The organism is Endozoicomonas sp. PH6C (genome assembly GCF_059322965.1).
This window is the reverse complement of record NZ_CP185342.1, coordinates 4954610-4971575: the sequence shown is the minus strand read 5'-3', so window position 1 is coordinate 4971575 and position 16966 is coordinate 4954610. Positions and strand designations below refer to the sequence as shown.

Here is a 16966-nt window from a genome sequence, read left to right as displayed (position 1 = left end):
TCATCGGAATGCTTCCGGTAACATTGGCTGCTGAGATTATCCGGCAGGATCTTTCCGGTTTGAGTACAGCTCCCGTCAGACAACTGTAGTCGTGGTCTTTACAGCTTTCTGATAGCTTCAGAAACACCGCTGTAACACTCTTTGATAGCAGAAAGTAATGATTCGAACTTCTCATTTTCAGCGCGTTTGCCGACTTCTTCGAGCTCATTGGTCAGCTGTATCAGCTGGCTGGCTCCCACAATCATAGAAGAGCCTTTGATTCGGTGTGCCAGGCTGGCGATCTCTTGATGCATCTTTTTTTCAACCGCTTGATCCAGAGACCTGAGATCTTCTTCTGTGGTGTTCAGGAATTCATCCAGAAGCGTCTGCATGAGAGGAGCATCTTCCTCGGTGAGCTGTCGCAGATTCCCAAGGTCGATCAATGGATACCTCCTTTTTATCTTGATCAGTTCTGGAGAGCATTCAGAATATGTGTCGTCGATAGATGCTAAAACTTCAGGAATTTGTTCATCACGGCATGCAGAGCCTTATCGAAGAACTGAGTGTCTTCAATAATACAGATGCGCTCATTTTCTATGCCGGACTTGAGTGCATAGCCGGACATTTCGGCAACTTTCATCCCAGAGCTGTTAACAAAGGTATAGCGATGGGTGACTGCATTGATAGAGGAGAGTTTGCAACGGAAATGCTGATCCTTCTTGCCTATGAATTCAACCCATTGGCCTACAATTAGTTGCACTCCGGTATGTTCATCAAGAGTATTCTTTTCGCTGACTTCGTCATCTTCTGAAACATTATCATCGACTTCAGGGGTAAGAGCACCTAATTCAAGGTCAGAATCATCTAACCTCTGACTCTGGAGTACGATCTCTTCGGTATCAGGTTCTGGATGCACTTCTTCTGCTGTTGAATCTTCGGGGGATACAGTAATGACTTCTTCTCTGGGGAATTCACTGGGTATTGATATCAGTGCGTCCAAATCATTCATCCACTCAACTACGATAAAGGGGTCATGACTGGTTTTGTTGAGGTAGTCGAGTAACATAGTTTTCAACAGAAGCCAGTCCTGAGTTGAGACTGAGTCACGGTGATCAGTTTGTAGATTCCATAACAAAATATCCAGTGTATTGATGGCATCGAACCATGAAACGTCTGTTGATTCTGAGTGACTAAGGACACTCTCCAGAATATCAGACCAAACGTCATTAACCAGCTTTTCCATGGACTCTGGTACTGTATATTGGTGTGTAGAAATAAGATTGGAGATGATGAGCTGGAACTCGCTGGTTACCTCGCCTGTTTCAGCTTCAGGAGCAATAGCCTCGGTAACGACAACCTCTTCATGTACGACAGATTTAGTCTGATTGGGCTCTGTCGTGGTTTGATTCTGTTCTATAGACCCCCTGATTTTAAGTAATTTTTCGTTAAAGGTTTTATGACAACTGGAAAATATATCAGGGTTTTCTGTGAAGTTTTTGATAATGTACTTGATGGTGCCTTCAATCAACTCGATGACTGGCTTCTCGGTTTCTGGCTCCAGTGTCGTACGCATGCCAGCCGAAGTCATGTCATTGAGCAATTCTCTTGCCGCATGGTGGCGATCGGTTAAAAAATTTTCTTCCAGCAAAGTCAGTTTTAAAACGGGAATCTGAAGTAAGCCAATCAGTTTTTTAACTTCATCCGGTAACTCATGATCGTCCAGAATAAACTCGAACAGCATGCCGACCACGTTGATAAGGTCACGGTGCCTTGGTGATAGTTTTTGTTTTAAGCCTTTGTCTTTCAAAGCGCTTTTTATAGACTCTGCCAGGCTGAAGATAGAGGCATTTTGACTTGAGAGCTCTTCTTGTATAGATGTCAGGGTGCTGGCTAGCTCGACGCTGGCAAACAGACTGGCATCGCAACTCACCGTAGCATCAGGAGCCTTTGACGGAGCATTCAGGAGTCCTTCTACTCTGGAAAGCAGCCTGTTTGCCAGCTCATTTATGAATGCTTCATTCCAGATGTGGGATGAGTCTTCCGTTTTTTGACTCGTATCAGGTGCAGGCGCTTCTTGCTTATTTTGGGGAACAGCATCTCTGCTGTTCCCCGCTGATAATACTTGAATGTGTTTCGATTTTGAAAAGGGTTCATCTTCAGGTATTTCTGCAATTTTTGTAGCCGGTTTACTGATTTCAAGGCCGATAGAGTCAAGGTAATCGTCTACTTCATGCCAGAGCTCCATCACTGCAGGCTTTATCTTGACAGCAAATTGTAAAAGCAGCTCCTGGGTCAGTTCCGGTTCCAGCTGAGCGGGAAATAGTGCCTGCGCAAAACTCTCACAGATCTTCTGAGCGCCCAGTGGATTATTCTCCGGCTCATAATGGATTAATCCGGACAGCCTGTTTTGAATATTGTTGAAGTATTGAAGATGGTCATTCATGCTGAGCTGTCTGGCGGCAGACTGCCACGCCAGTTTTTTCTCAAGATCGCCATTGTCAATTAATGACAACTCACCCTGGGATATGGAGGTGTTTGTATTGTCCTCTTCTTCAAAATCATGAAAATGTTTTAATACTTCCATCCGGAAGTATTCTATGATTTCACTTTCTGATCTTATCAGGTTCTGCCTGGCTTCCATGAACTGCATAATTTGAACATTGTTTTCGCCAGCCTCAGAAAGCTCCACCAGATGTTGAATCAGGTCAGTAAGAATAGGATCGACAGGGGGGAATATCCTCTTTTGGAAAGCATTAATGAGAACGGTGTTTATTTCACCGACCTGAGAGAGTTTTGCCGAACTCGGTAGCGTTACAACATTGCTCAACGTTCCTGTCATAAATCTTACTACTCCTTGTATGACAATCAGATCTGAGTTTGGCTCTGGTCCTTTTATTGAGTGGCCTGTCTAACTGGCCTGAAACAGACTCGGGTTATGCCTCAAGCCAATGCATGTAGTTATTTGTCCTATTGAAATCTATCAAAAAAAGTAAAAGAGCTAGAGGGTTAGCCCTCTTTTAACTCTTTAGATATTTCCCGAGCTTTCTCCATAGCCTTGTTAAAGCCATTTTTGAAAAGGTTCTCCCTGATCTGCCTTTGAAGCTCTTCCGGGCTGATCATGCCGTCTTCGACTTCACTAGCCTCACCTTCTTTCATCTCTGCCTGCTTCTTGAGATTAGCAAAGCGCTCAGCCTCAGCCGCATCAATTGGCTGTACCGGCTTGGTCGGTTCAACTTGACCACGGTTGGAAGGCTGGATGGGTTCAGCGTCATGGTTTGTGATCATGGTTCTCTCCCTGGGTTGAATATTCTGATGAGCGGTTATGTCTATCCTTGCTTATATCGCCCACAAACATTCTTCATTGTAGCTAAGTGGGCTGAAAGTTTACCTGAGAGCGAAATGGAGGTTGTTCTATGGATCAAGGATTTTTATTTCCAATCTGTGTAAGAACAGGGGGGGCATACCTTAAAGCCTGCCATAGCTTCGCCGACAACTGGATTAGTTATGTTTGGAGAATGTTATGAGTGGCCAACATTTCACATTGACCATCAGTCAGAGCACATCAGACGCAGGCGATTTTGCCATCCATATGAAAGAAGAAGGCAAATCGGAGCAGCTTTTAGTACACCTTCGGTTTATGGACTTGCCCATGCTGGATGAGAAGTACCTTGATGATATCGTTGGCGTTCTGGCTCGAAAACTTGCCAAGCGAGTCATTGAATGGCGTGTAGCTCCCGACCTTAACCCTGACACTATGCCCGATGCGCAGGATGAAGCAAGAGCCGTTGTTAATGCTATGTTGGATAAAATGAAAAAAAGGCAGTAACAGCTCTTATCTTCTCTTCAGTCACACAGTATTTTGCCGATTGAATACCTGATGAATTGATCATGTCAGGCAATGGATATGCGCTTTGATCTGGGTAACGGATATTGTGTTAGAAGCTTTCTGTATGGTGATGCACCATCACTTTCTCGTCATGGCAACAACTGGAATGTGGCCAAAAATCTCAGGGACAGTTTTCCTCACCCCTATACGATAGAGCATGCCAGAGCATGGATTCAGCATGTTAAGGAAAATGAAGCTGATACCCGTTTTGTGATTGACCATCAAGGGGAGGCCATTGGTGAGATCGGCTTTGTAACCCAACTGGATGTTCATCGCTTCACGGCTGAAATTGGCTATTGGCTATCCGAGTCTCACTGGGGAAAAGGGGTAATGACTCAAGCTCTCAGCCGGGTTACCCAGTATGCTATGGACGAACTGGGTCTGGTTCGCATTTATGCCGATGTTGTTGATTACAATAAGGGGTCTGGAAAAGTACTCGAAAAGTGCGGCTTCCAACTCGAAGGTGTCCTCAGAAAACATATTTTCAAAGGTGAAGATTACTTTGATCAATACGTTTATGGTCTGGTTCGCTCTGATCTTCAATAATCCTCCATTTAACAGCCTCTAAAAAAAGATTTGTCTTCATTCCCTGTGTTTCTTTTCTGACCAGACAGCCTTTCTACTAAAGAGAATAGGCTGTCTGAGTTATCAGCATTGATCAAAGTGATATACGACCCAAAGGTTGTACTGTGATCTCTTCAGTAAGCTCCTGGTGGGACAATACGGCCAGATCATAAACTTCCAGTTCCAGAAGTTTCCTGACGTATCTGCGAATATCCATGGATGTGATCAGGACAGGCTTATGTTCAAGGTGTCCAATTTTACCCACTGTGTTTTTTACATTCTCGACAAAGCGAGCAGACTGGGATGGATCAAGGGCCAGGTAACTGCCTGCCGACGTCTGTCGGATGCCACCACGAATGGTATCTTCTACATCTTGATCAAGAAGATATACGGGCAGCATGTTTTTACCATTCGAATACTTGTAACTGATGTATCGTTTCAATGATGAGCGGACGTATTCAGTTAGCTGAACCACTTCTTTTTCTTTATGGCCCCAGACGACCAGTGCCTGGAGTATGGACCTCAGGTTTCTGATCGAGATGTCTTCTGAGACCAGTCGCTGGAATATTTCAGTGATTTTATTGACTGGTAGAAGACGCTGGACTTCCTTTATCAGCTCGCCAAATGAAGATTCCATTTTTTCCAGCAGATATCGGGTTTCCTGAATGCCAATAAACTCTTCTGCGTATTTTTTCAATACATGTGCCAGATGAAATGTCAGGATTTTAGGGGCATCCATGTAATTAACATTATTTTTTTCCAACTTCTCTTTCTGGCTTTCTTCTGCCCACAGCGTATCGAGGCTGGGTAGGAAATCTTCTTCCTGCTCATAAGGTATTTTCAGCATTTCCAGATGGTCGATGGTTTCGCGCACGAAGACATAACCCGGTCTGAAATGGCCGTTTGCCACAGGAACTTCCTGAAGCATGATGGAATAGGTGTTGTCCATCATCGAGTCATTAAAGCGAAGATGGATACCAGGGAAGGGAACCCCGAGATCCATGTATAGAGCTTTTCGAACTTTCAGAAGCTCATCGTTAAGCATCTGGGTGTTCAATGTTTCCTGAATGGAAGTCGGTACATCAATAATCAGTGGCAGGGTTTGTGTAAACTCTTCCTGTTGATCCAGTCTGGACTTGGCATCTCCGGCTGTTTCAGTCGCAGCGGCCATGGCTGGAATTCCGCCTTCGGCTTCCTGAGCCATCTCGCGGGAGGCCTTCCTCAACAGGTAATAGCCACCACCACCAATTATCAGAGCCAGCATTAGAAATATGAATGTGGGAAAACCGGGAATCAGGGCAAAGCCAAGAAGCAGAACGCCCCCAACCAGAAGCGCTTTGGGTTTATCGAGCAGCTGTCCACCAATTTCATTACCCAGATCTTTGGAGTCTTCGTTGGAGACCCTGGTGACGATAATACCGGAGGTGATGGAGATCAGCAGAGCTGGTATCTGTGAAATCAGACCATCGCCCACAGTCAGTATGGCATAAAGCTGCAATGCCTCACCTGCCGTCATATCGTTCATCATGGTACCAATGGCAACACCGGCTGTGATGTTCACAAAGATAATGATCAGGCCCGCGATGGCATCACCTTTAACGAACTTCATGGCACCATCCATGGAGCCATACATCTGACTTTCTTTCTGCACCAGTTCCCGACGTTTTTGTGCTTCTTCCATCTCGATGGAGCCGGCACGAAGGTCGGCGTCGATACTCATCTGTTTACCGGGCATACCGTCCAGTGAGAAACGGGCACTGACTTCTGCAACCCTCTCAGAGCCCTTGGTGATGACAAGGAACTGCACAATCGTGATGATCAGGAAGATTACAATACCGACAATCAAATTGCCGCCGACCACAAAATTACCGAAGGTATAGACGATTTCACCGGCATCAGCCTGGAGAAGTATCAGTCGGGTAGTGGTGATGGATAACGCCAGCCTGAACAGGGTCGTTACCAGAAGTACTGCTGGAAACGAAGAGAATTCCAACGGAGATAACAGATAGATAGACGTCATCATCAGGATGAAAGAGAGCCCCATGTTAAGGGCAATAAGAAAGTCCACCAGAACGGTGGGCATGGGCAAAATGATGAGACTGACGATGGCTACCAGCATGACTGCCAGCATCAGGTCATTTCTTTGGCCCAGTTTATTAAGCCCTGCGACGACAGGATTCATGCTTTATGACCAGTCTGTTTGCAGGAGAGAGCAGTCTGGTCAAGCAAGAGATTATTTTACAGCAGCTTTCTTTCTCTTTTTGAGCAGTGCTCGCCCCTTGATCCATTTAATAGCCCGGGTATCCATTCCAGGCTTCGCGTACTGCAGAAAAGTATCGGCGGCCTTGATGGAATCTTCAGGTCGATCCGTTTGCAGGTAGGCGTAGCTGAGCATTCGATAAACATCGGGATTTTTGGGCTCAAATCGTCTAACGGCTTCCAACAAAGCGATCGACTTTCGTGGCTGTAGATACTCCATATAATAAGAGGCCTGAGCCAGTAACCACTGTCTTAATGGCCTATTCATGGTTTCTCCTCCCTATTGTTGCTATTAGCCTGCGACCAGAACGTTTCGTGTCATGGTCAGGTATTCCTGCAATTCTTTTGACTCTTTTAATACGGCCAGAGCTGCTTTTGCTTCGGGCCATTCTTCAGCGTGTTTACTTAGAAGGCTCATGGCCATATCCGTCATCATGTGATGTTCATCAGGGGAGAGTGAAGGAGTCTTTTCAGTCAGGCCGAGCGCGTATTTTTTTTCACGATTCTGGTAGTTACGACCCAGTTCAAGGGCTTTCCAGAGCTCGGCTGAAATACCCTTGCCGGAGGGTTTAAAAGAAGACTTGTTTTTCGGAAAATCTTTATCAATGAAATCATTATTGATGAATGAAATCCCCGAAAGACCGTTTTTAAAAGACACGTCCATAATGCACAGCCTCTATTTAGATGAATTGATTATCTTCGTTTTAGCATCGGCTGGATGACAGTAAACCGTAGCACTGGCTCTAAAACTGTGTAAATGATTAGAATTGATGGGTAATCTTGGATACACTGGTCTTATTCTGTTGTGTATTCAAAATAGTTATAAAAAAATAAAATATTAATTGTAAAAAGTTTATTTAGCCGTTAATACCTTTATTACTGGGTTGTTTAGAGGATGGGCATGGAGGCACTCTTCAAATGGGCTCAAAAAATCTAAAGCTCTGGCTGATTTTGTTGCCTGCTCTGGCTTTGTTAAGCCAAATACTTTTTGCTGGCTTGTTGTCGTCCAATTCTCAGGCGGCGGTCTGGTCTTCCGTTTCCCAATCTGACACTACTCGAAGGCATATTGTGCGCCCTGGTGAATCGCTCTTCATCATTGCTCAGAATTATGGTTTTGAGCTCCATGAGCTGGCTGAGTTGAACAATATTAGCAACCCTTCAAATCTGATGGTGGGACAAACCATATACCTTCCAGATAATTCTACCGAATATGTTGAGCCCGGGTTTCTGACAACCCGGCCAGCAGAGCCTCCGGTTCAGGCTCTGGATGCAACTGCGTTTCCTCCGTCAAGATCCAGACCTGATGAAGAGGAATATTTCAGGTTGCAGCAGTGGATGGGTGGTCAGAAACAAACGACAGGTATCGAAAATATCGACTACAACTATGTGCGAAAGGCTCCACAGCCCGAAGTCAGGGTTGGCTTTGATATTCCTCTGGAAGTTGAAGCATCATCCAGGGAACAAGATAGTTCTGAGTCTGCGGCCAAACAGATGAAAAGTATTGAGGCGGCCAGCAAGGCATTATTGGAAGAATTGGAGGAGGACGTAAAAGATTCAGACTCTCCAGCCCTGGCTGTCTTTGGAGACCGTCCTTATTCCTTCTATGGCAGTGGTGAAGATCTGCTTGAGGCATTACAGAACTTTGCTGCCAGTTACTATGTTCCAATCGTTATCTCTGAAGATGTTATAGGAGAAGTGAACGGCAAGATTGGTCCACTGACGCCCGTCGATTTTTTGGATCACATGGCTAATATTTACGGGTTTATCTGGTATTTTGATGGCCACTCACTCTACATTTACAGTGGCAGTTCAGCTGAGCAAAAGATCATCAGCCTAGAATACATGAGTACCCGGGACTTCAAGAAAACACTTAAAAAAGTGGGTGTCTGGGATGGTCGCTTTTTCTGGAAAGAACAGCCAAAAGATGGCCTGATCTATGTATCCGGACCACCAAGATACATTGAAATAGTGGGGCAAACGGCTGAGTTACTCGATGATAAAGAGGGGGAACGGCAGAAGAGTAAACTGACAGTGCGTATGTTCAGACTCAAGTACGCTTGGGCTACCGATAAAAGTTTCAATTTCAGAGGTCAGCAGATTGTTGTTCCCGGAGTAGCTAGCCTGTTAAGAAACATCGTCAGTGGAGGAGGGGTTTCCAGCGTTGAACGTAAGCCTGTTGAACCACTTGCAATGCAGCCCGCAAAGGGTGTTGTTCGCAATGGTGCACAGAATAAACAGCAGTCCCTGCAGCCCGAAGAAGCATTGAATGCCGGTGCCTATATAGAAGGGGCTTACATTAGTGCAGATCCGAGGCTGAATGCCATTATTGTCCATGATCTGGAGTCCAAGATGGTTATGTATGAAGGCCTTATTGAATCTCTGGACAAACCTTCTTCCCAGGTCGAGGTCAGCGTCTCCATTATTGATGTTAATACAGCCGACATAGAAGCGCTGGGTGTTGACTGGAACAATACCCGTGGAACGAATTCTGAAATTACTTTTGATCCGGGTTCTTCTGCCTATGCTGATGACTTCTCTTCATTTACGACTGTTCTGGGTATGAACATTGGCAGTTTTAATGCTCGACTCAGTCTATTGGAGGATGAAGGTCGAGCCAAAGTTGTTTCCAAACCTTCCATTCTTACACTGGACAATCTGGAGGCAGTCTTCGATAACAGCAGTACCTTTTATGTTCAGGTGGCCAGCCAGGAAGATGCAGAACTGTTCCCCGTTACTTCGGGAACCGTTGTTCAGGTTACCCCCAGAATTGTCAAAGAGGAGATGGGTCGTCGGATCCATATGAGTGTGAATATTCAGGATGGAGGAGATTCCAACGACCAGAACCTTTCCCTGCCCAGGGTCAGTAACAGCTCGATTAGTACACAAGCAATCGTAAACGAAAATGAAAGTTTGCTGATTGGTGGCTTCTATAAAGAAAGTCAGGATCAGAAGACGACTAAAGTTCCGGTACTTGGCGATATACCTGTTCTTGGTCGCTTGTTCCGTGCCGATAAGAAGCAAAACATCAGCCAAATGCGCCTGTTCCTGATAACCCCTCGCATTCTTGGTGCAGGAGCCTGATCTAAGGTCTTCCTGCACCCTTCCTATTTGTGTTGTTGCCCCGTTATGAGCCACCTGTATATTCGTATTTGTCCGAATTGGTAAATGTATTGGTTTTTTTTGTACTATTAAGTTCACTATAGTTTATAAGTATTCGTAAATATTCGTTTTGGGTGTGAGTGAAATGAAACAGGTGCAGACAGGGGATCTCTTTGACATCTACGTGATTGGTGGTGGTATCAATGGTGTAGGCATTGCCGTAGATGCAGCAGGCAGGGGCCTGAAAGTAGGTCTGTGCGAGAAGTCCGATCTGGCCGGTGCCACCTCATCAGCCAGCAGCAAGCTGATTCATGGTGGTCTCAGATATCTGGAGCATTATGAGTTCCGACTGGTCAGAGAAGCGCTGGCAGAGAGAGAAGTTCTGCTTAAAACGGCTCCTCACATTGCTTCTCCCATGCGCTTTTGTCTGCCTCACAGACCGCATCTGAGACCCGCCTGGATGATTCGTGCCGGGCTCTTTCTCTATGACAACCTCAGTGCCCGGTTTTCTCTGAAGGGATCAAAGTCTCTCAGGTTTGGCAAGGATTCTGCACTCAGGGAAGACTTCAGAAAAGGCTTCGAATATTCTGATGCCTGGGTAGATGATGCCCGTCTGGTCGTTCTGAATGCTATGGAGCTTCAGAGAAAAGGTGGGGAAGTTCGAACTCGCACTCAGGCATTGCATGCGGAACGAAAAGATGGCGTCTGGCATATTACTCTTCGTGACGAGATCACTCGAGAAGAGTCTATTGTTCGAAGTCGTGTCCTGCTGAATGCGGCCGGCCCCTGGGTTCAATCTTTCTTTGATGAGGGGCTGAAGCAAAGATCCCCGCGTAAAATTCGTTTGATCAAAGGCAGTCATATCATTGTTCCTCGTATTCACGAAGAGCCACGTGCTTATATTTTGCAGAACGAAGATAACCGGATTGTTTTCGTCATTCCTTATCTGGACCAATATTCATTGGTGGGTACCACCGACGTTGAGTATAAGGGTGATCCTGCTGATGTATGCTGCTCTGAAGATGAAAAACGTTATCTTTGTGATATCGTGAACAAACACTTTAAACAACAGATCTCACTGAATGACGTTGTTTGGGATTACTCTGGAGTGCGGCCACTCTGTGAAGATGAATCAGACTCTCCCCAGGCGATTACCCGTGACTACACCATGGAGCTGGAAGATCAGGACGGCAAGGCACCGTTGCTTTCTATCTTTGGCGGTAAACTCACGACCTATCGTAAGCTGGCTGAAGCGGCTATTGGCAAACTTAAGCCTTATTTCCCTGTTATGGGTGAAAGCTGGACCAAAGCCTGTCAGCTGCCGGGCAGTGAAGGGTTCAAGAGTGTTCAGGACTGTACCGAAGAGCTTTGCAATGCTTACCCCTGGCTGCCTCCAGAGATCGCTTCCCGCTTCAGTAGAACTTATGGAAGCCTGAGTCGTCGTTTGATGGGAGAGAGTCGTTCATTGGACGATTTGGGAGAGTATTTCGGTGCCGGTCTCTATGCCGCTGAGGTTGATTATCTGATTGAGCATGAGTGGGCTTACCAGGTTGAAGATATCATCTGGCGTCGAAGCAAGCTGGGCATTGAGCTGGATAAAACCGGCAAGACCAAACTGGAAGCCTATCTTACAAAAAGGTTACCTGAACTGATTCCGGATCGATTTATCGATAACGGCTCATTACTGAAGAAAGTGGTATAAAGTCGTGTAAAGTTGGAGACATCAGCCACCTTTCTTACACAAAAGGGGTCTATCCTCATGTGCTCTTGTGGCCAAAGGAGCGTGAAGCACTGGAAGGGATAGGGTGTTCACTGCTTCAGAAGCCTCTGGCCGACCCTTTCCAAACTGAGGTTCATGGCCGGGAAGGAATGCGCAGAGCACTGGACATAGTGGTAGCGAACCATCTGAATTATTGAGGTCATTAGTTTGATGGTGGTTACCGCCTGCCCGTTGCCATAACCCAAAGAGTTTTGAGCAGGATGCTAACGTCCATCTTTAGCCAGTCAGCAGGGTTGCTCAAAGACAGCGCATAGGCATGGTCATAAGCGACTCTGTTTCTCAGATCATAGAGGGTTTCGTCGCAACTCAGGTTTACCTGAGCCAGTCCGGTCATTCCGGGGATAACATCATAGGTTCTTTCGGTATAAAAGGGGATGTTGTCTTCCAGCTTATGGCAGATTCCAAGGCGCTCAGGTCTGGGACCGACGATGGACATATCGCCCATGAGAACATTCCAGAGTTGAGGTAATTTATCCAGACGGGTCCTGCGAAGAAAAAGACCTGCTTTGGTGACTCGGAGTTCATTCTTCGTCGTCCGGACAGGATCACTTTGGGCTTCTTTATCGATGCTCATGGTTCTGAACCGGTTCATCAGAAAGAGACAGACATAGTTTTTGCTCTGATAGCCAATACGCATCTGACGATAAAAAACCGGACCAGGACTGTCCAGTTTGATCATTAAAGCAATGAAGGGGTAAAGAGGCAGTGTAAAAATAATGCCGATCACTGCTAAGGCCAAATCCATTGCTCTTTTACCGAGAGTGGTAAGCGGGTGAACATAGGTGACTCCTTTCACGGTTCGACTCCCTTTTAGCTTCGGCTTTCATTTCATACATCGTAAATCGAGGGGTCCGGATAAACGTGCACAATCACAGAAAAGGTCTTTTCTCTTCGGGCATCAAGTAGTGCATCAAGATTGACTGCTTTGACGGGCTTGTCACAGTAAGTCACGGTCAGGCCAGCAATTTTAAGTCCCAGGTCCTGCGCGACTCTTACAGTGCTCTTGCCATTATGGGTGGTTTCCAGAAAGTCTTTGCGAAAGCTTTCGGTGCTGTAATCCTGATGATGATGGCGCAAAACATCGAGAGTCACATTATTGACAATTTTGCAGCGTTCAATGGCTGTTGGCAGTTCCAGAGGCCAGCATTTGTCCAGAAAAGTCCATTCAAGCTGGTACGTAATCACGTTACTCATGAAAAAATCTCTGGCGACATTAGTTCCACGTTTGAAATTGCTCATGAATTTCCAATGCGTCCGGGTAAACTCATTGCTGAAGTGATAATCCCAATCGGCTTTACCATAGATTGACCCGTAACCACCGGTTTCGGTCTCTCCCTTTCGGCCCACTTTCGTTTCGGTCCGTTCGTGCATAATGGCAAATTGGGTGGCATAATCAGCCTTCAAAGTCTCTAACCTATTTCGGATTTGCCGGTCCCGACGAATCTTCTTCTTATATTCACCCAGGGTCTGAACGTCAGTTTTTAGCGCGTTCTCAATCATCCGTTCCCTTATCGACTGATCTAACTCCGGGGGTATTAGCGTTCCGAGCTGTTGTTCAAGGATCTGATGCAGTTCCAGCCGCTGAAACTCACCATGCTCGGCCAACCGGACAATCCGCCCGTCTGCCGTCATGCCAAGTGCACTCAGTGACTCATCGCCGGGGTTGTCGGTCAGGTAGCGCTCAATGGCACGAGTGGTTTCTTCAGTGGTTGTCGACGTCGGGTTCATTGGGGAATATCCTTTTCCTGGAGCTTGTAGATTTGTTTTTCCAGTTTCTCAAAAATTCAGCAAATTCCTGATCCGGAAGGGGTTTGCTGTAAAAGTACCCCTGGCCTTCTGTGCATCCTGACTTGATAAGGTGTGTTTCCTGCTCTTTGTTTTCAACACCTTCGGCGATGACTTTAATGCCAAAGCTGCGACCCAGTTGAATAATGGCTTCAACGATAACGGTGTTTTCCTTATTTCCTGGTAGCCCTTCGATAAAGGATTTATCTATTTTCAATTTATCGAATGGAAACTGTTTCAGGTAACTTAATGAGGAGTAGCCTGTGCCGAAATCATCCATTGCAAGGGTGATGCCCGTTGCCTTGATGTTATTGAGCTGTTCAGAGGAAAGTTCAATATCTTCCATTATGGAGGTCTCAGTCACTTCAATTTCCAGCAACCGGGGAGGAATCTGGTATTTTTTTAACAGGTATTTGATGCGATCAACGAGATTTTTGTCTCTTAGCTGAATGGCAGAAAGGTTTACGGCGATTCTCAAATCATGGAACTCTGTTTCATGCCATTCATGGAGCTGTTGGCATGCCGATTCAAGCACCCAGTCACCTATAGGAATAATTTCCAGATTATCTTCTGCCATAGGGATAAACATTTCCGGTGAAATAAGTCCCTTCTCAGGATGTTTCCAACGAAGTAAAACCTCTGCACCCACCATCCGGGAAGTTTTGAAATCAATCTGTGGTTGATACACCAGACTGAGTTCATGTTGCTTCAGAGCTTCATGAAGATCCCTTTCAAGTTTCTTGCGCTGCCGGATCTCGGTATCAACGGAGGCAATATAAAATTGGTAGCGGTTCTGATTTCTGGACTTGGCCATAATCATGGCGAATTCAGCCTGCTGCAAGAGATTATCCACTTGCTGACCATCGTCAGGAAATAACGTGATACCAACAGTTCCGTTAATGGTTATCTTCTCATCATTTACTTTAATGGGGGTTGCCAGCTGTTTCAGAAGCGCCTGAGCCATTTCAGCCGCTGCATAAGGTTGGGTGACTTTAGAAAGGATAATTGCAAACTGATCCTCTCCAAGCTTGCCGATGAAGCCTCTATTACCAATATGGTTTCTCAGACGATCTGCAATTTTGACCAGTGCATGCTCTGCCGCATTGAAATTGAAATGGGCATTTAGTGATTTGAAATCATCAAGGCCGAGACAGAGAATGGCAATATTGTTATCAGAGCTCCCGGGTTTATTGATCATGCTCTGCAAGTGCTTCTGCAAGGTTCTTCTGTTTGGCAGGCGGGTTAAATAGTCATACTGAGACAGTCTCATGATCTGAGCCTCAGCTTTCTGTCTCAGGTTCAGGTTTCGTTCTATTGATTCCAGTAGCTGATTGGCTGTTCTAACCCAAAGACCCAGCTCATTGTTCTGATGGCCATTTGGGATGCGCAGTTTATGAGAGCCGGGAGCGTCCGGGTTAATCTGAGACAGGTTTCTGATCAAACGGTTCAGAGGTTTAGTAAGAATCAATGAATAGATCAGGTAGAGCAAGAATGCCATTGCAATAGCTCTGAAAATACCGCTGACCATTACTATCACTGAGCGCTGAATGAACTCCTGGCCATGGTGAGCCGTATCAATGGCCAAAAAGAGCTCGCCGTAATGTTCATGAACGGGTTCTTTTTTGTACAGAGGAATACGATAAATTCGAACAGGTTCAAATAGATAGTCTGAAAAATAGCGATACCCTGATTTGGAAAGGTCACGCTTTATAACAGCAAGTTCAGGTTCATTAGGTATTTTGATCGCCGCGATGTGAACTGCCTGATGCTCCATTAACCCGAAAAGAATCTCTTCGCCCATTGTGGGTTCCATTCTGTGGGCGGCCTGAATGGAGGGTTCCCTGATCATAGACAGCATTTGCCAGGCTTCCGAGTCAATGCTTTTGCTGGACTGGCGGGCATCAAAGAAAATCTGAACACAGCTGATCGAAATACCCAGCACACAGGCTGCCATTAGAACAGCTTTTAGCAATTTGGCAGATAAGCGTTGCTTAGCATCAATGCTTGTGCTGGTTTCCATATTCTTTGACTTTTTTGACGCCATCCATAGAACGTTTTCAACGACAGACTTCAACGAGGTTGGCTATGTATTAAAAAAAGAGGAAAGCAACTAGTGAGCAAACAAATGTTGGCTTAAGAGTTTTTTATTTCCTTGTGAAATTAACTATAGGAAGTTGAGAGCAGTTTACTAATACAAAATTGTAATCCTTAAACACAATTTTAATTAGCTTTTTATCAGGTAAAATAATTGTCGGAAGGTTTTTTATTTGTTTTTTCTTTAAAAAAACGATGGCAAGTTGGCAAAAGAGTATTTTGATTGGGAAGTGTTATTTTGAGCTTGTTTTGTTATTGCCAAAGGATATAGATGTGTTCATGTTTTAGGCTACGGCTTGTCTATTATGAGAATAGAACTTGTAAAAAATGTCTGGTTCTTCGCTGTTGAAAGTCAGGAGTAAAGTTAAGGAGTAGGAAGTAATGGATTACTCAATCTCGCACGCTCAGTCATATGATGTCATCTCACTGAAAGGTCAATTTAATGCTGAAACCGTTAATGGTTTAAGATCTCAACTCGATCACCTGATCAAAGATTGCTCAGGTGATTTGATTATAGACATGAGTTCTGTTGAAAAGTTTGATTCTTCTGGTATTGGTGTATTGGTCTTTCTTTATAAGCGTTTAAAAATTGAAAAAAGAAAGCTTACCTTGGTAGGTGTAAATGCTAAGACGGATGAGCTTCTGAGCATGTTACAAATTAATAAAACGATCAGGCAATTTAGTGATTTAGACGATTACTTGTCCAATCTCTAAGGAATTTTAGGACGTCGTTATCCTTTATCGATACATTTTTATTATCTGATCTATGACACCTTCTGACTTTAACTTTTGAAGAATCCTGTTGATCTTTATTCCGTGCTTTTCAGCAGACTTACTGAACATGAATGTCACAGGAACACAGTCGAATGTTTTCCCTGTCACAAACAAACCCGCGAACCGGGTTTTAATGAGGTGGCGTGCTACCATTTCGTCCATCAGTGCTGCATCATTTCGGCCTTTCTCCAGAAGCTTCAGAGCGTGCACTTCATCCCTGGAGTTGTGGCGAATCACTTCTCCGGATTGGAAGTAAGGTTCAAAAGTCTTAAAGGTATAGTTCTGCACCACCCCAAGTCGCTTTCCCTGAAGGTCGCCAGGTTGGTTTACTTCCAGTTTACTGCCTTGTAACTGCACAATGATTTCACAGTGCTCTGCAAAAGGTTCGGTAAAGTAAACTTTCCCGGAAACGCCTTCTCGCCACTGGGGGGAGCTCCAGGCTTGCAGATCCATGCTGCCATTGCCTACCTTGTAAATGATACGGTTGAAAGGGTAGTACTCTTCCGTGAAGTCAAAGTCGCTCCGCTCGCTGATGGCTTCAAGGGTTTTCTGCACAATGCCTTTTCTTCCATCTTTCCATGAAAGAGGAGGGTAATCTGTCGGATACATCCCTGTTGAAATAGTGATCCTGTTTTGATCGGGCAGAGCGAGAGTGCTGGGTAGAAGCAGGCAGAAAGCCAAAAAATGTATGCCTGTCTTTTTTTTGTTGTTTTTTTTGTTGATAATCAGTCGCATTTCAGGTCTGG

16 protein-coding genes are annotated in these 16966 nt (G+C 45.2%); 6 read left to right on the top strand and 10 right to left on the bottom strand.

What is annotated here, in order from left to right; genetic code table 11:
• Positions 1 to 98 precede the first annotated feature (98 nt).
• The 3 genes from ACOMG9_RS18400 to ACOMG9_RS18390 form a co-directional block, all read right to left on the bottom strand.
• Entirely contained in the window at positions 99 to 422 is a 324-nt protein-coding gene (locus tag ACOMG9_RS18400; RefSeq protein WP_422134865.1) for an Hpt domain-containing protein, read from the bottom strand.
• Between the two features lie 65 nt (positions 423 to 487).
• On the bottom strand, positions 488 to 2818 hold the full coding sequence (locus ACOMG9_RS18395; protein ID WP_494529222.1) for a DUF1631 family protein: 2331 nt from the start codon (positions 2816 to 2818) through the stop codon (positions 488 to 490).
• Positions 2819 to 2985: 167 nt separating this feature from the next.
• Positions 2986 to 3264, bottom strand: a complete 279-nt coding sequence (locus ACOMG9_RS18390) for a hypothetical protein (protein WP_422134863.1) — start codon at positions 3262 to 3264, stop codon at positions 2986 to 2988.
• Between the two features lie 235 nt (positions 3265 to 3499).
• Between ACOMG9_RS18390 and ACOMG9_RS18385 the strand changes: the two genes are divergently transcribed.
• Both ACOMG9_RS18385 and ACOMG9_RS18380 read left to right on the top strand, forming a co-directional pair.
• The gene (locus ACOMG9_RS18385; protein ID WP_448217964.1) at positions 3500 to 3805 is read left to right on the top strand and encodes a hypothetical protein; all 306 of its coding nucleotides are present in this window, start codon (positions 3500 to 3502) and stop codon (positions 3803 to 3805) included.
• 78 nt (positions 3806 to 3883) lie between these two features.
• Complete coding sequence (locus ACOMG9_RS18380; RefSeq protein ID WP_448217963.1) at positions 3884 to 4411, top strand: GNAT family N-acetyltransferase; 528 nt, start codon at positions 3884 to 3886, stop codon at positions 4409 to 4411.
• A 112-nt stretch (positions 4412 to 4523) separates the two neighbouring features.
• Here ACOMG9_RS18380 and sctV read toward each other — a convergent pair whose 3' ends face one another.
• The 3 genes from sctV to sctX are packed head-to-tail and all read right to left on the bottom strand — an operon-like array spanning position 4524 to position 7352.
• Positions 4524 to 6611, bottom strand: coding sequence for a type III secretion system export apparatus subunit SctV (sctV, locus tag ACOMG9_RS18375; protein ID WP_422134861.1), 2088 nt, complete (start codon positions 6609 to 6611; stop codon positions 4524 to 4526).
• Between the two features lie 51 nt (positions 6612 to 6662).
• On the bottom strand, positions 6663 to 6956 hold the full coding sequence (locus tag ACOMG9_RS18370; protein WP_317145497.1) for a tetratricopeptide repeat protein: 294 nt from the start codon (positions 6954 to 6956) through the stop codon (positions 6663 to 6665).
• A 24-nt stretch (positions 6957 to 6980) separates the two neighbouring features.
• Positions 6981 to 7352, bottom strand: a complete 372-nt coding sequence (gene sctX / locus ACOMG9_RS18365) for a type III secretion apparatus assembly protein SctX (protein WP_422134860.1) — start codon at positions 7350 to 7352, stop codon at positions 6981 to 6983.
• Positions 7353 to 7606: 254 nt separating this feature from the next.
• Between sctX and sctC the strand changes: the two genes are divergently transcribed.
• From sctC to ACOMG9_RS18350, 3 genes are all read left to right on the top strand, one after another.
• Positions 7607 to 9769 (top strand): type III secretion system outer membrane ring subunit SctC, encoded by a 2163-nt coding sequence (sctC, locus tag ACOMG9_RS18360; RefSeq protein ID WP_448217962.1) that lies wholly within the window; start codon positions 7607 to 7609, stop codon positions 9767 to 9769.
• Positions 9770 to 9932: 163 nt separating this feature from the next.
• Positions 9933 to 11489 (top strand): glycerol-3-phosphate dehydrogenase, encoded by a 1557-nt coding sequence (gene glpD, locus ACOMG9_RS18355; protein ID WP_448217961.1) that lies wholly within the window; start codon positions 9933 to 9935, stop codon positions 11487 to 11489.
• 59 nt (positions 11490 to 11548) lie between these two features.
• Positions 11549 to 11704 (top strand): hypothetical protein, encoded by a 156-nt coding sequence (locus tag ACOMG9_RS18350; RefSeq protein WP_448217960.1) that lies wholly within the window; start codon positions 11549 to 11551, stop codon positions 11702 to 11704.
• A 20-nt stretch (positions 11705 to 11724) separates the two neighbouring features.
• On the opposite strand, the gene ACOMG9_RS18345 is transcribed toward ACOMG9_RS18350, so the two are convergent.
• The 3 genes from ACOMG9_RS18345 to ACOMG9_RS18335 are packed head-to-tail and all read right to left on the bottom strand — an operon-like array spanning position 11725 to position 15372.
• Positions 11725 to 12363 (bottom strand): sugar transferase, encoded by a 639-nt coding sequence (locus ACOMG9_RS18345; protein WP_448217959.1) that lies wholly within the window; start codon positions 12361 to 12363, stop codon positions 11725 to 11727.
• Positions 12364 to 12395: 32 nt separating this feature from the next.
• Positions 12396 to 13295: a hypothetical protein gene (locus ACOMG9_RS18340; protein WP_494529221.1), complete on the bottom strand. Its 900-nt coding sequence runs from the start codon at positions 13293 to 13295 to the stop codon at positions 12396 to 12398.
• Positions 13270 to 15372 (bottom strand): putative bifunctional diguanylate cyclase/phosphodiesterase, encoded by a 2103-nt coding sequence (locus ACOMG9_RS18335; RefSeq protein WP_448217957.1) that lies wholly within the window; start codon positions 15370 to 15372, stop codon positions 13270 to 13272. Before ACOMG9_RS18335 ends, ACOMG9_RS18340 begins: the two co-directional genes overlap by 26 nt.
• Positions 15373 to 15827: 455 nt before the next feature.
• Here ACOMG9_RS18335 and ACOMG9_RS18330 point away from each other — a divergent pair, with 455 nt between their 5' ends.
• Positions 15828 to 16160 (top strand): STAS domain-containing protein, encoded by a 333-nt coding sequence (locus ACOMG9_RS18330; protein ID WP_422134853.1) that lies wholly within the window; start codon positions 15828 to 15830, stop codon positions 16158 to 16160.
• A 24-nt stretch (positions 16161 to 16184) separates the two neighbouring features.
• Here ACOMG9_RS18330 and ACOMG9_RS18325 read toward each other — a convergent pair whose 3' ends face one another.
• Complete coding sequence (locus ACOMG9_RS18325; protein ID WP_448217956.1) at positions 16185 to 16955, bottom strand: substrate-binding periplasmic protein; 771 nt, start codon at positions 16953 to 16955, stop codon at positions 16185 to 16187.
• Positions 16956 to 16966 lie beyond the last annotated feature (11 nt).

Excerpts from the sequence above, each read along its gene's own strand:
- ACOMG9_RS18335 (WP_448217957.1), bottom strand. The coding sequence starts at position 15,372 with ATGGAAACCAGCACAAGCATTGATGCTAAGCAACGCTTATCTGCCAAA.
- ACOMG9_RS18325 (WP_448217956.1), bottom strand. The coding sequence starts at position 16,955 with ATGCGACTGATTATCAACAAAAAAAACAACAAAAAAAAGACAGGCATA.
- ACOMG9_RS18330 (WP_422134853.1), top strand. The coding sequence starts at position 15,828 with ATGGATTACTCAATCTCGCACGCTCAGTCATATGATGTCATCTCACTG.
- sctX (WP_422134860.1), bottom strand. The coding sequence starts at position 7,352 with ATGGACGTGTCTTTTAAAAACGGTCTTTCGGGGATTTCATTCATCAAT.
- ACOMG9_RS18370 (WP_317145497.1), bottom strand. The coding sequence starts at position 6,956 with ATGAATAGGCCATTAAGACAGTGGTTACTGGCTCAGGCCTCTTATTAT.
- sctC (WP_448217962.1), top strand. The coding sequence starts at position 7,607 with ATGGGCTCAAAAAATCTAAAGCTCTGGCTGATTTTGTTGCCTGCTCTG.
- ACOMG9_RS18385 (WP_448217964.1), top strand. The coding sequence starts at position 3,500 with ATGAGTGGCCAACATTTCACATTGACCATCAGTCAGAGCACATCAGAC.
- ACOMG9_RS18395 (WP_494529222.1), bottom strand. The coding sequence starts at position 2,818 with ATGACAGGAACGTTGAGCAATGTTGTAACGCTACCGAGTTCGGCAAAA.
- ACOMG9_RS18380 (WP_448217963.1), top strand. The coding sequence starts at position 3,884 with ATGCGCTTTGATCTGGGTAACGGATATTGTGTTAGAAGCTTTCTGTAT.
- glpD (WP_448217961.1), top strand. The coding sequence starts at position 9,933 with ATGAAACAGGTGCAGACAGGGGATCTCTTTGACATCTACGTGATTGGT.
- ACOMG9_RS18390 (WP_422134863.1), bottom strand. The coding sequence starts at position 3,264 with ATGATCACAAACCATGACGCTGAACCCATCCAGCCTTCCAACCGTGGT.
- ACOMG9_RS18340 (WP_494529221.1), bottom strand. The coding sequence starts at position 13,295 with ATGAACCCGACGTCGACAACCACTGAAGAAACCACTCGTGCCATTGAG.
- sctV (WP_422134861.1), bottom strand. The coding sequence starts at position 6,611 with ATGAATCCTGTCGTCGCAGGGCTTAATAAACTGGGCCAAAGAAATGAC.